Raw genomic sequence first — 13,681 nt, 5'->3', positions numbered from 1 at the left:
AGGGCACGACCGGTGACCGGTCGTGCCCTTCCGTCGTCTCGGCCGGACTACTCGCCCGGCGTCGACTTCGCGATCTGCATCAGGAACTCGATGTTGGTGCGGGACTGCTTGAGCCGGTCCAGCAGGAGGTCGAGCGCCGCCTGCGAGTCCAGCGAGTGCAGCACCTTGCGGAGCTTGTGCACGATGGCCAGCTCCTCCGGCGCGAGCAGGATCTCCTCCTTGCGCGTGCCGGACGGGTGGATGTCGATGGCCGGGAAGGTCCGCTTGTCGGCGATCTTCCGGTCCAGCTTCAGCTCCGCGTTACCGGTGCCCTTGAACTCCTCGAAGATGACCGTGTCCGCCATGGACCCGGTCTCCACCAGCGCGGTGGCGAGGATGGTCAGCGAGCCGCCGTTCTCGATGTTGCGGGCCGCACCCAGGAAGCGCTTCGGCGGGTACAGCGCGGTGGAGTCGATACCACCCGACATGATCCGGCCGCTGGCCGGCGCCGCCAGGTTGTACGACCGCCCGAGCCGGGTCACCGAGTCGAGCAACACGACGACGTCGTGCCCCAGCTCGACCAGGCGCTTGGCCCGCTCGATCGCCAACTCCGCCACGGTGGTGTGGTCCTGCGGCGGACGGTCGAACGTGGCCGCGATGACCTCGCCCTTCACCGACCGCTGCATGTCGGTGACCTCTTCGGGCCGCTCGTCCACCAGCACCACCATCAGGTGGCACTCCGGGTTGTTGTGCGTGATCGCGTTCGCGATCGCCTGCAGCACCATGGTCTTACCGGCCTTCGGCGGCGACACGATCAGTGCGCGCTGCCCCTTGCCGATCGGCATGACCAGGTCGATCACCCGGGTGGTGAGGATGTGCGGCTCGGTCTCCAGCCGCAGCCGCTCCTGCGGGTAGAGCGGGGTGAGCTTGTAGAACTCGGGACGACGCTTGGCCTCGTCCGGCTCCATGCCGTTGATGGTGTCCAGCCGGACCAGCGGGTTGTACTTGTCCCGCCGCTGCTCACCGTCGCGGGCGGCCCGCACCGCACCGGTGATCGCGTCACCGCGGCGCAGGCCGTACTTCTTGATCTGCGACATGGAGACGTACACGTCGTTCGGGCCGGCCAGGTAGCCGGTGGTCCGGACGAAGGCGTAGTTGTCGAGCACGTCGATGATGCCGGCCACCGGGACGAGCACGTCGTCCTCGCCGACCTGCGGCTCGCGGCCGCCACCGTCGTTGCCGCCCTCGGCCCGCTCGCCCCGGCCTCGCCGGCGGTCACGGAAACGGCTGCGCCGGCCACGCCGGCCGCCGCCCTCGCCGTCCTCGTCGGAGTCGTCGACGCGCTGCGCCCGGTCGCCACCGCGGTCGTTGCGGTCACCACGGTCGTTGCGGTCACCGCGGTCGGCCCGCTCACCGCGGTCGGCCCGCTCGTTGCGGTCGCCGCCCCGCTCGGCCCGCTCGCCCCGGTCACCACGATCGGCACGCTCGCCCCGGTCGTTACGGTCGCCACGCTCGGCCCGCTCGCCACGCTCGGCCCGCTCGCCACGCTCGGCCCGCTCGCCACGCTCGGCCCGGTCACCGCGCTCGGCCCGGTCACCGCGCTCGGCCCGGTCGCCACGCTCGGCCCGGTCACCGCGCTCGGCCCGCTCGCCACGCTCGGCCCGGTCACCGCGCTCGGCCCGCTCGCCACGCTCGGCCCGGTCACCGCGCTCGGCCCGCTCGCCACGCTCGGCCCGGTCACCGCGCTCGGCCCGGTCCCGGCCACCTCGACCCTCGCCGCGCTCGGCGCGCTCGCCCGTCTCGGGGGCGGCCTCCTCGGTCCGGGTCTCGGCGGGACGGGTGGTCTCCGCGGCACGGGTCTCGGCCGCGGCGGCCCGGCTGCGCCGGGTCCGGGTACGTCCCTCGGGCTCCCCGGCGGCGGCCGGAGCGGCCGGCGCCTGCTCGGCGGTCTCGCGTACCTCGGCGTGGACCTCTTCACGGGCCGGGGCGGTCGCGGCCGCGACCTCGGCCCGCGGTCGAGGGGTGCCGGTGGCGGCGGCGCCACCCTGCTGCCGCTCGGTGATCGCGCTGATCAGCTCGCCCTTGCGCATGCGAGCCGTACCGGAGATGCCGAGCGACGCGGCCAGGCTCTGGAGCTCCGGCAGCAGCATGGCCGACAGGCCGGTACCGCTGCGCCGACGACGGGCAGGGGCGGCAGTGGTGGCATCGCCAGCGACGTTGGAAACATCCGACGTCACGTCGGTGGTGTCGCTCAATGGATTCCTTCCCTCGATAGGCCGGGACTGCCCGGAGTCGACAAGCTCAGGTGGCCGGGCGGCCTCGGTGCACCCGCCTCGCAGGGACGCGTCGCGGGAGTCTGTGGCACAGCAGCCGGTCGGTCTCCCGACTCACCAACCTCGGTGAGCAGGTCTCGCCGTCTGCGGCGACCTGTGGAAACTGCGGTGCGGCGTGGGCCTTTGGCAGGGGTGACGGGCTGACCGCCGATAGCTTCGGGGGTGCGCCGACCCGCAGGGAGATCGCATGCTTCGCGGCTGTGCTGAGTCTAGAGCGTAATCAACTCTTCCGACCTGCGGCAACAGGGCCCCGCTCGGCGTGTCCCAGTCTACCCCGCGCGACGGTCGCACCGCTCGCCTCTATCGCCAACCGCCAGACCTGCCATTCTGTTCCCGGCGCGAAGTCGGCGGGCGGCTCGGTCAGGGCCAGCACGGTCGGCCCCGCCCCACTGACCACGGCCGCCACACCCGCCGCACGCAGCGCCGCGACCAGGGCCGCCGTCTGCGGCATACCGGGGGCACGGTGGTCCTGGTGCAGCCGGTCGACGGTGGCCGGCAGCAGCAGCGCCGGCGCGGCGGTCAGGGCGTGCACCAGCAGCGCTGCCCGGCCGGCGTTCATCGCGGCGTCGGCATGCGGGACGGTGGGTGGGAGCGCCGCCCGCGCCGTCTCGGTGAGGCCACGCTCGGCCGGGACGAAGACGGTGGGCCGGACCCCCTCGGCGACGGGCAGCGAAACCGCGTCGGCCCCGGACGGCTCCGTCCAGGCGATCGTGAAGCCGCCCAGCAGGCAGGGGGCCACGTTGTCCGGATGGCCCTCGATCTCGGCCGCCAGCCGCAGCGCCCCGGCGTCGTCGAGCCGCTCGGCGCCGTCGGTCACCAACGCCCGGGCCAGCAGCACCCCGGCCACGATCGCCGCCGAGGACGAACCCAGCCCACGGGCCTGCGGGATCCGGTTGACGCACTCCAGCGCCAGCCCGGCCGGCTGCCCCCCGAGCACGTCGAAGGTACGACGCATCGACCGGGCCACCAGGTGCCGGTCGTCCGCCGGCAGCTCGCCGGCGCCCTCGCCGCGCACCGTCACGCGTACGCCCCCGGAGGTCACCTCCGCCGCCACGTCGTCGTGCAGCCCGAGGGCGAGACCGAGCGCGTCGAAGCCCGGACCGAGGTTGGCGCTGGTGGCGGGGACCCGGACCCGGACCGGCCCGGCGGCGAAAGTCAACGGCACCGGCTCATGCTAGGGCCCCGGGCCGCCGTCGCGGAGCGTCGCCCGGACCGTGGGACTTGATCGTCACGGCTAGCCTGACCCCGACATCGGCAGGCGGAGGCGGCATGCAGCGGTACGGTTTCTCGATCCTGACCTTCGTCATGGAGCTGCCCACCATCGCGGTCCTGGTGACCGCCCTGGTGCTGGCCGCGACCCGTCGAGACCGACTGCCGCGCCGGGCCCGGGTGCTGCTGTCGTCCGGCGCGCTCGTGCTGCTGGCGGCCGGGCTGGTCTCCCTGGCCTGGAACCTCGCCTTTCCGCACCTGGTCGGCGCCGATTGGATGCGCGACGGCGGCTACCGGCGCATCAGCATGATCAGCTTCGCGGTGACCGCGGTCGCCTCGGTGGGCTTCCCGGTCGGGCTCGGGCTGCTGGTCGGCGCGGTGTTCGCCGGGCGCGGCCGCACCGACGCGCCGGTCGGCCCGTTTGGGTCCTGGACCGCACCGGCCGTTGACGCGGCCCCTCCCGCCGCGCCGGCCGGAGCCGGCACGACGCCGCCCGCCACCCAGTGGGGCGCCACCGACCTGCCCTCGCCCGCCCCCGGCCGGGACTGACGCCGGCGGGTCAGGTCGTCGCCGTCGGCTGCGGCTCGACGGCCGGGTCGGAGAGCGAGAGGCGGCGGGTGGCGATCCGCCAGCCCACCGCGTACACCAGGGTCACCAGGCCGCAGCCGGCCAGCACCACCCGCTCGTCGACCACGTCCACCACCGAGGCCACCACGAGCTGACTGACCGAGATGGCCAGCGTCGCCAGCATCATGTCGGTGGCGAAGACCCGGCCGCGCAGCCGGTCCGGCACCTCGCCCTGGAGGGCGAAGTTGGAGAGCACCCAGTTGCTGCCGCCGCCGAAGTGGGCGACGAAGACCAGCAGCAGCACCAGCGGGAACCAGCCGGCCACCGAGGCGCCCAGGTAGGACAGGCCGTACAGGGACATCGACACGGCCAGGCCGGGCAGCAGCCAGGCCCGGTTGGTGAGTACCCGACGCATCAGGATCGGCCCGACCAGCGCCCCCGCGCCCCGGGCGGCGAAGAGCAGGCCGGTGCCGACGGAACCCGCCCCGTACACGGCGGCGAGCAGCGGGAAGACGGTGAGCACACCGTTGCCCAGGCCGACCGCCGACTTCACCGTGACCAGCGCGAGCACCCGGGGGCGGTGCCCGATGTGACCGAGGGCCTCACGGATCGCCGCCCAGGTGCGCGGCGTCGGCCGGTCGGCCTCGCGGGGCGCCTGCAACGGCCGGCGGATCAACGCGGCCAGGCACGCCGCCAGCGCCAGGCCGACCGCCGCCACCCAGAAGCTGGTGTACGGCCCGGTGGCCGCGCTGAGGACACCGCCGAGCGAGGCGCCGACCACGGTCATCGTGCCCCACGCCGAGCCGGCGATCGCGTTGCCGGCGGCCAACTCCTCGGGATCGAGCACGTTGGGCAGGGCGGCCTGGGCGGCGGGCGAGTAGAACGCCTTGGCCACCGCCACCACGGCGATCCCCACCATCGCCAGCCAGGCGGTGCCGGCGTCGCGGACGCCGAGCAGGAGCAGCACGCCGACCAGGGCGGCCAGGTTCGCCACCATCATGATCTTCTTGCGGTCGAAGCGGTCCGCGATCGTGCCCGTGTACGGCAGCAGCAGCGCCACGACACCGGTGTCCAGCGCCAGCACGAGGGCTCCCCAGACGCCGCTGCCGGTCAACTCGGGCAGCAGCACGAGCAGCGGCACCATGACGAACCAGTCGGCCCCGAAGACCACCAGCTCGGCCAGGAAGAGATTGCGGAAGTCCCGGTTACGGGTCAGGACCGAGAGGGTGGAGGACACGTGCCGAAACCCTACCCCGCCCGGTCAGACCTTCGCGCTGGTGCGCAGCAGGTCGGAGACGGTGACGAAGGTGAAGCCCCGCTCGCGCAGACCGTCGATCATGGCGGGCAGGCCGTCCAGCGCCACCTGGCGGTTGTCCGGGCCGACGTCGTGGGCGAGCAGGATGGTGCCCGGTGTGACGTCGGCGACGATGCGCCGGGCGTGCCCCGCCGGGTCGTCCGGGTACTCACCCTCGACCATCTTCAGCGACCAGAGCACCAGGAGATAGCCCAGGCGTACGGCGGCGTGCAGCACCCCGCCGCCCAGGTGGCCGTAGGGCGGACGGACCAGCCGGGGCGGTCGGCCGACGATCGCGGCGATGGTGTCGTGGCTGCGACGCAGGTCGTCGTAGGCCTCCCGGGCATCCATCCGGGCCAGGTCACGGTGCCGCCAACTGTGGTTGCCCACCTCGTGCCGGTCCAACCGGTCCCGGATGAGCCCGGCATGCCGCCGCACGCGCTCGCCGACCAGGAAGAAGGTGGCCGGGACGTCGTACCGGTCGAGGGTGTCCAGCACCATCGGGGTCCACCGTGGCCCGGGACCGTCGTCGAAGGTCAGCGCGACCTTCCGGTCACCGCCGGGGACGTTCCAGACCACCTGCAACGCGCCGCCGCCGACCTGCTGGGGGCGGTTGCCCACCGTGGCGCTGGCCGGGCCCCCGGCCAACGGCAGCCGCCGATCCGCGACCCAGGTCGTCTCCACCGCGCCGGCCGCGCCCGCCACGACACCCCCGGCCAGCAGGGCGCTCCCGCGCAGCATGGCTCGCCGGTCCCACCGCACGCCGCCCCCGCTCGTCATTCCGCACCCCGCCCGGTCCCACCGTCGAATTCATGATCGAGAGCGACGGTAGGCGGTGGGCGCAACGACGGTGCGGAGCGACGTCACCCCGGTCGTCACCCCGACGACGGCGCCCCCGGCCGGTCGTACCGGTCCGGGGGCGCGTCGTGGCGCTCGGGGCTACTCCGTCGGAGGCAGCGGCGACGTGCGGCTCTTCGGCAGGCGCAGCACCTCGAACTGGTCGGTGCCGTCCACCAGCGCCGCCGAGGGCGCCGGCCGGGCCGGAGGCGTCGCGTCCGGCGTACCGTCGGCAGCGCCGGCGCCCACCGTGACCGGGACCGCGGCGGGAGCCTCGCCCCCGGCGGAGGCCCGCGGACCCGGGTCCGACCCACCGGAGCGGCGGGCGCGGCGCTCCCGCAGCGACTCCTTGGTCCGCTCCACCATGGTGTAGAGCGTCGGCACCAGGACCAGGGTCAGCAGCGTGGAGCTGAGCAGACCACCGATCACCACCACCGCGAGCGGCTGGGAGATGAACCCGCCCTGACCGGTCAGCCCGAGGGCCATCGGCAGCAGCGCGAAGATGGTGGCGACCGCGGTCATCAGGATCGGCCGCAGCCGGCGCCGGCCGCCCTCGACCACCGCCTCGGTCACCCCCATCCCCTGCGCCCGGTACTGGTTGACCAGGTCGAGCAGCACGATCGCGTTGGTCACCACGATGCCGACCAGCATCAGCACGCCGATCAGCGCCGGCACGCCGAGCGGGGTGCCGGTGGCCAGCAGCAGGCCGATCGCGCCGGTCGCGGCGAACGGGATGGAGATCAGCAGGATCAGCGCCTGGGTGATGCTGCGGAAGGTCGCCACCATGATCAGGAAGACGATGGCGATCGCCGCGAGCACGGCCAGCCCCAGGTCGGCGAAGGCCTCCTGCTGGTCGGCGCTGGCACCGCCGACGGTGACGGTCGCGCCCGGCACGTCGATCGCGTCCAGCCGCTTCTTCAGCTCGGTGGTGGTCGCGCCGAGGTTCGAGCCGGTGGCCGAGCCGGTCACCGAGACGCTGCGCTCACCGTCGATCCGGGTGACCTGCTGCGGCCCGGTGCCCTCGGTGACGTCGGCGATGGCGTCCAGCGGGACCGGGCCGACCCGCAGCGCGCGCAGCTGCTCCACGGTCAGCGGCGGGGTCGCCGCCGTACGCAGGACCACGTCCTGCTGGCCACCGTCGAGCGTCACCTGCCCGAGCGGGGCGCCCCGGTACGCCTGGGCCACGAGCTGCCCGACCGCCGCCTCGCTCAACCCGACCTTTGCCGCGGCGAGCCGGTCGACGACCACGTCGACCCGCGGCACCCGCGTCGCCAGGCTGGACTGCACGTCCTCGACGCCCGGCGTGCCCTCCATCGCCGTGCGGGCGGCGTCGGCGGCCCGGGTCAGCGTCTCCTGGTCGGCGGCCTGGACGACCACCTCCAGCTTGTCGCCCTGCCCCTGCCCGAAGGTCAGCTCGCCGACCTGGTCGCTGAGGGGCGCGAGCCGCTCGCGGAGGACCTCCTTCATCTCCTTGGCGTCGGTGCCGTCGCCCAGCGCCAGCGACCAGCGGGCGAGGTTGTTGCCGCTGTCGCCCTCCCACGGCCGGTCGCTGCCGCCCACCGTCACCTGGTACGTCTCGACGCCGTCGGTGCCGGCCAGCACCTCCTCGACCTTGCGGGCGGCCTGGTCGGTGGCGGCCAGGCCGGCGCCGGCCGGCAGCTCCTGGGTCATGGTGAGGGTGTCCTGGCCGGAGTCGTCCAGGAAGTTCGTCTCGAGCTGCCGGGAGAGGCCGAAGGTGCCGAGCAGCACCAGCAGCCCCACCGCCACGGTGATCCAGCGGGTCGCCCGGGACCGGGTGGCGAACCCGATCGCCGGCAGGTACGCCCGCTGCAACGGGCTGCGCAGCTCCCTGGCCTCGGCGGCCCGGCGCACCTCGGCGTCGTCCGCGCCGGTGCGGGGCTTCAGGAACCAGTACGCCAGCACCGGGATCACGGTCAGCGAGACCAGCAGCGACGCGAGCAGGGCCACCGTCACGGTGATCGCGAAGGGCGCGAAGAGCTGCCCGACGAAGCCACCCACCAGCGCGATCGGCGCGAACACGGCGACCGTGGTGAGGGTGGACGCGGTGACCGCGCCGGCCACCTCGCGGACCGCGGTGACGATCGCGTCCCGCTTCTCCTCGCCGTACTCCAGGTGGCGTTTGATGTTCTCCAGCACGACGATCGAGTCGTCGACCACCCGGCCGACCGCGATGGTGAGCGCGCCGAGGGTGAGCAGGTTGAGCGAGTAGTCGCCGACCCAGAGCGCGATCAGCGCCACCACCACCGACAGCGGGATGGAGACCGCGGTGACCACCGTGGAGCGCACCGACAGCAGGAAGACCAGGATCACCACCACGGCCATCACCAGGCCGAGCAGGCCCTCGGTGGTGAGGCTCTCGATCGACTTCTCCACGAACGGGGCCTGGTCGAAGACGACGGTCAGCTCGGTGCCCGAGTCGGCGCGCAGGTCGGCCAGCCGGTCGCGGATCTCGTGGGAGATGCGGACCGCGTTGCCGTCCAGGGTGGCGGTGACCTCGACGCCGATGCTCTCCTTGCCGTTGGTGCGGGTGATCGCGGTGGCCGGGGCGGTCTGCTGCTCCACCGTCGCCACGTCGCCGAGGAGGACCGGGGGCGCCTTCGGCGCGGTCGGGGTCAGCACGATGCCGCGCAGCTCGTCCAGGGTGGTGACCGGGGCGCCGACCTGCACCGGGAGGGCCCGGGTGCCGTCGGTGACCGCCCCGGCGGGGACCGAGACGCCGTTGGTCTTGAGTGCCGTGCCGATCGCGGTGGGAGCGAGCCGGGCGGCGGCGAACTTCGCCGGGTCCGGGGTGATCGTCACGACCTGGTCGCGGGTTCCGGTCACCGCGACCGTACGGACGCCGTCGATCCCCTCCAGCTCGGGTACGACGGTGGCGCGCAGCTTCTCCGCCAGCGCCTGCTCGTCGCCGCCACCGCTGGCGGCGAGCACCACCGCCGGCAGGTCGTCCGTGCTGCCGGTCAGCACCTGCGGGTCGACGCCCTCGGGCAGCTGCGCCTGGATCCGGCCCAGCGCGGTCTGCATCTTGTTGGCCGCGTCGTCGGTGTCGGTGCCGAAGGTGAACTCGACGGCGACGGTGGCCGAGCCCTCACGGGAGGTGGAGGTGATCTTCTCCAGCCCGGGCAGTCCCCGAAGGCTGTTCTCGATCGGCTCGGTGACCTGGGACTCGACGATCTCGGGGCCGGCGCCGGGGTAGACGGCGACGACGAACGCCCCCGGGAACTCCAGGGACGGCAGGAGCTGCTGCTTGAGCGAGGGCACCGCGAACGCCCCGAACAGCGCGGTGACCACCGCGATCAGGGCGACGAGACCCCGGTTGGCGAGACTGGATCTGGCGAGCAACGACATCGGCGTGACTCACTTCTGGGAAGGCGGCGACGAAGTACGCAAAGTCTGCCCGACCCGCCCTCCCCCGCCCGCCCCACCCCCGCACCCACCCTCCCCACGGTCTCCCCACGGTCTCCCCACACCGACCCCAGCACCGTTGATCATGAAGTTATTGCCCCCGGAAAGCGCGTTCCAAGGCAATAACTTCATGATCAACCCGTGGGGGGTGGGGTGGGGTGGGGTTAGGCGAGGTCTAGGGCGCGGGCGGCGGAGAGGGGGTCGTTGGCGATGGTGATCGGGGAGGGCGCCGTGGAGATGGCCCACTCCGGGTCCTTGAGGCCGTGACCGGTGACCGTGCAGACGACCGTGGAGCCGGCCGGGACCCGGCCCGCCGCGCCCTGCTGGAGCAGGCCGGCGACGCTCGCCGCGCTGCCCAGCTCGACGAAGACCCCCACCTCACGGGCAAGCAGCCGGTACGCCGACAGGATCTCGCGGTCGGTGACCGCCGCGATCAGCCCCCGCGAGGCGTCCCGGGCGTCGACCGCCTTCGTCCAGCTGGCCGGGTTGCCGATCCGGATCGCGGTGGCGATGGTGGACGGCTCCGGCACCACCTGGCCGGTGACGATCGGGGCCGCCCCGGCGGCCTGGAAGCCGTACATCTTCGGGGCCCGGGTGGCGTTGCCGACCGCCAGGTCCTCCGAGTAGCCCATCCAGTAGGCGGAGACGTTACCGGCGTTGCCGACCGGCAGGCAGTGGATGTCCGGGGCGTCGCCGAGCGCCTCGACGATCTCGAAGGCGGCGGTCTTCTGCCCGTGCAGCCGGTCCGGGTTCACGGAGTTGACCAGGGCCACCGGGTAGTCCAGGGCGAGCTTCGAGGCGAGCGCGAGGCAGTCGTCGAAGTTGCCCTGCACCTGGAGCAGCTTCGCGCCGTGCACCAGCGCCTGGGCCAGCTTGCCCAGCGCGATCTTGCCCTGCGGCACCAGCACCGCGCAGGTGATCCCGGCGCGGGCCGCGTACGCCGCGGCGGAGGCGCTGGTGTTGCCGGTGGACGCGCAGATGATCGCCTTGTCACCCGCCTCGACCGCCTTGGAGACCGCGACGGTCATGCCCCGGTCCTTGAACGAGCCGGTCGGGTTGGCCCCCTCGACCTTCAGCCAGACGTCGGCGTCGAGCCGGGCGGAGAGCACCGGCGCGGGCAGCAGCGGGGTGTTCCCCTCGTGCAGAGTGACGACGGGAGTCGCGTCGGTGACCGGCAGCCGGTCCCGGTACGTCTCGATCAGACCCCGCCACATGTCGCTCTCCTCGCCTTCGTCGCCCCGGGTCACGCCGGGGCCCCTTCCCAGAGTGGACCAGCCGCCCGGACCGGCCGACGGCACACCCGCCCGTAACCACCAGGCGAGACGCGCGCTACGCGCCGCCCTCGACCCGCAGCACGCTCGCCACCGACCGGACGATCTCCAACCCGCGCAGCTCCCGCACGGTGGCGGCGAGCGCGGCGTCCGGGGCGATGTGGGTGACGATGACCAGCTCGGCGTCGGAGCCCCGTCCGGCCGGGCCGCCGCCTGCCGGGCCCTGCCGGACGGTGGCGATGGAGACCTCGTGCCGGGCGAAGACCCCGGCCACCGCCTCCAGCACACCCGGACGGTCGGCCACGTCGAGGCTGATGTGGTAGCGGGTCAGCGCCTCCCCCATCGGCCGCACCGCCAGGTCGGCGTACGCGGACTCGCTGGCCGCACGCGCTCCGGCGAGCCGGTTGCGGGCCACCGCCACCACGTCGCCGAGCACCGCGCTGGCGGTCGGCGCGCCACCGGCGCCCCGGCCGTAGAACATCAGCTGCCCGGCCGCCTCGGCCTCGACGAAGACCGCGTTGAACGCGTCGGAGACGCTGGCCAGGGGGTGGGTGAGCGGGATCATCGCCGGGTGCACCCGGACGCTGACCGTCTCCCGGCCCTCGGCGTCGGCGCCCCGGGCGGCGATGCAGAGCAGCTTGATGGTGCAGCCCATCGCCTTGGCGCTGGCCACGTCCGCGGCGGTCACCTCGGTGATGCCCTCGCGGTGCACGTCGGCGGCGGTGACCCGGGTGTGGAAGGCGAGCGAGGCGAGGATGGCGGCCTTGGCGGCGGCGTCGAAGCCCTCGACGTCGGCCGTCGGGTCGGCCTCGGCGTACCCCAGCTCGGTGGCCTCCTCCAGCGCCTCGGCGAAGCCGGCGCCGGTGGCGTCCATGGCGGAGAGGATGAAGTTGGTGGTGCCGTTGACGATGCCGGTGACCCGGTTGATCCGGTCCCCGTGCAGCGACTCGCGCAGCGGACGCAGCAGCGGGATCGCCCCGGCCACGCTGGCCTCGTAGTAGAGGTCGGCGCCGCCCTCGGCGGCCGCGTCGTGCAGGGACGCGCCGTCCTCGGCGAGCAGCGCCTTGTTGGCGGTGACCACGCTCTTGCCGGCCCGCAGCGCCTCGACCAGCCAGCTCCGGGCCGGTTCGATGCCGCCGACGACCTCGACCACGACGTCCACGTCCTCGCGCTTGATCAGGGCGAGCGGGTCGGTGGTGAAGAGCGCCGGGTCCACCGGCAGGTCGCCGCGGTCACGCCCGACCCGGCGTACGGCGATGCCGGCGATCTCCAGCGGCGCGCCGATCCGGGCCGCGAGGTCGGCCGACTGCTCGTGCAGCAGCCGGACCACCTCGCTGCCCACGGTCCCGCAGCCGAGCAGCGCCAAACGCACAGGTGACGTCATCCCACATCCAAAGCGAGCAGGTCCTCTTCGGTTTCCCGCCGGACGATCAGCCGGGCCGCACCCTCGCGCACCGCGACCACCGGGGGCCGGGGCACGTGGTTGTAGTTGCTGGCCATGCTGCGGCAGTAGGCGCCCGTGCCGGGCACCGCCACAAGATCTCCGGGCTGCACGTCGGCGGGCAGGAATTCATCCTTCACCACGATGTCCCCGGACTCACAGTGCTTTCCCACCACGCGGGCGAGCAGCGCCGGGGCCACCGAGGCCCGGTTGGCCAGCGTCGCCGAGTACGACGCGTCGTAGAGGGCGGTGCGGATGTTGTCGCTCATCCCCCCGTCCACGCTGACGTACGTCCGGATGCCGTCGACGTCCTTGACGGTGCCCACCTCGTACAGGGTGAAGACCGCGGGGCCGACGATGGCCCGGCCCGGCTCGATCGACAGGTGCGGCACGGCCAGCCGCTCGCTGGCGCACTCCGAGTCGACGATCTTGCGCAGCCGCTTGGCCAGGTCCTGCGGGCTGGCCGGGTCGTCCTGCGTGGTGTACGCGATGCCGAAGCCCCCGCCGAGGTCCAGCTCGGGCAACTCCACCCCGCGCGCGTCGCGGATCTGCGCCTGCAGGGCGAGCACCCGGCGGGCGGAGACCTCGAAGCCGCTGGCGTCGAAGATCTGCGAGCCGATGTGCGAGTGCAGGCCGCGCAGGTCCAGCACGCCCTCGTCGAGGACCTTGAAGGCGGCCGCCGCGGCGGCCCCGCCGGCGAGGGAGAAGCCGAACTTCTGGTCCTCGTGGGCGGTGGCGATGAACTCGTGGGTGTGCGCCTCGACGCCGACGGTCACCCGGATCAGCACGCCGGGGCGTACCCCCCGCTCGCGGGCGAGCGCGGTGAGCCGGTCGATCTCGGTGAACGAGTCGAGGATGATCCGGCCGACCCCGGCGTCCAGCGCCCGGGTCAGCTCGGTCACGGACTTGTTGTTGCCGTGGAAGCCGATCCGCTCGGGCGGCATCCCGGCCGAGAGCGCGGTGGCCAGCTCGCCGCCGGTGCAGACGTCGAGGTGCAGGCCTTCCTCGGCGATCATCCGGACCACCGCGCGGCAGAGGAACGCCTTGCCGGCGTAGTAGACGTCCACGTCGCTGAAGGCGTCGCGGAAGTCGCGGCAGCGGGAGCGCAGGTCGTCCTCGTCCAGCACGTACACCGGGGTGCCGAACTCGGCGGCGACGTCGCGGATGCCGAGGCCGGCGACGGTGAGCGCGCCGTCCGCGGCGCGCGCGACGTTGCGCGGCCACAGCTGCGGCACCAGGGCGTTGACGTCGGCCGGGGGACGCAGCCACGCCGGCCCCCGGTGGCCGATGTCGCCGTGCAGGGCGCCTGCCTCGTGCGCGCGCATGG

Annotated in this window: 9 protein-coding genes; 1 reads left to right on the top strand and 8 read right to left on the bottom strand. The window is 73.6% G+C overall.

The features are described 5' to 3' along the window. Positions 1–47: 47 nt before the first annotated feature. Both rho and thrB read right to left on the bottom strand, forming a co-directional pair. Complete coding sequence (gene rho, locus ACPFP2_RS15360) at positions 48–2,234, bottom strand: transcription termination factor Rho (protein WP_424089838.1); 2,187 nt, start codon at positions 2,232–2,234, stop codon at positions 48–50. Positions 2,235–2,532: 298 nt separating this feature from the next. Then, a complete protein-coding gene (thrB, locus tag ACPFP2_RS15355) occupies positions 2,533–3,477 on the bottom strand; it encodes a homoserine kinase (RefSeq protein ID WP_424089837.1) in 945 nt (314 codons plus the stop codon). 104 nt (positions 3,478–3,581) lie between these two features. Between thrB and ACPFP2_RS15350 the strand changes: the two genes are divergently transcribed. Next, on the top strand, positions 3,582–4,070 hold the full coding sequence (locus ACPFP2_RS15350) for a hypothetical protein (RefSeq protein ID WP_424089836.1): 489 nt from the start codon (positions 3,582–3,584) through the stop codon (positions 4,068–4,070). A 10-nt stretch (positions 4,071–4,080) separates the two neighbouring features. Here the strand turns inward: ACPFP2_RS15350 and ACPFP2_RS15345 are convergent, their stop codons facing one another. The 6 genes from ACPFP2_RS15345 to lysA all read right to left on the bottom strand — a co-directional run bounded on the left by ACPFP2_RS15345 (position 4,081) and on the right by lysA (position 13,679). Continuing rightward, complete coding sequence (locus tag ACPFP2_RS15345; RefSeq protein WP_424089835.1) at positions 4,081–5,325, bottom strand: MFS transporter; 1,245 nt, start codon at positions 5,323–5,325, stop codon at positions 4,081–4,083. A 24-nt stretch (positions 5,326–5,349) separates the two neighbouring features. Continuing rightward, the gene (locus ACPFP2_RS15340) at positions 5,350–6,162 is read right to left on the bottom strand and encodes a polysaccharide deacetylase family protein (protein ID WP_424089834.1); all 813 of its coding nucleotides are present in this window, start codon (positions 6,160–6,162) and stop codon (positions 5,350–5,352) included. Positions 6,163–6,321: 159 nt separating this feature from the next. Further along, positions 6,322–9,585, bottom strand: a complete 3,264-nt coding sequence (locus ACPFP2_RS15335) for an efflux RND transporter permease subunit (RefSeq protein ID WP_424089833.1) — start codon at positions 9,583–9,585, stop codon at positions 6,322–6,324. 221 nt (positions 9,586–9,806) lie between these two features. Further along, positions 9,807–10,856, bottom strand: a complete 1,050-nt coding sequence (gene thrC / locus ACPFP2_RS15330) for a threonine synthase (RefSeq protein ID WP_424089895.1) — start codon at positions 10,854–10,856, stop codon at positions 9,807–9,809. 115 nt (positions 10,857–10,971) lie between these two features. Continuing rightward, on the bottom strand, positions 10,972–12,285 hold the full coding sequence (locus ACPFP2_RS15325) for a homoserine dehydrogenase (RefSeq protein ID WP_424089894.1): 1,314 nt from the start codon (positions 12,283–12,285) through the stop codon (positions 10,972–10,974). 8 nt (positions 12,286–12,293) lie between these two features. Then, positions 12,294–13,679, bottom strand: coding sequence for a diaminopimelate decarboxylase (gene lysA, locus ACPFP2_RS15320; protein WP_424089832.1), 1,386 nt, complete (start codon positions 13,677–13,679; stop codon positions 12,294–12,296). Positions 13,680–13,681 lie beyond the last annotated feature (2 nt).

It is taken from the genome of Micromonospora citrea, assembly GCF_049629545.1.
In the GTDB taxonomy this organism is placed as follows: domain Bacteria; phylum Actinomycetota; class Actinomycetes; order Mycobacteriales; family Micromonosporaceae; genus Micromonospora; species Micromonospora citrea_A.
Note: the sequence above shows the minus strand (reverse complement) of the source record. Positions and strands in the feature narration are given on the sequence as shown.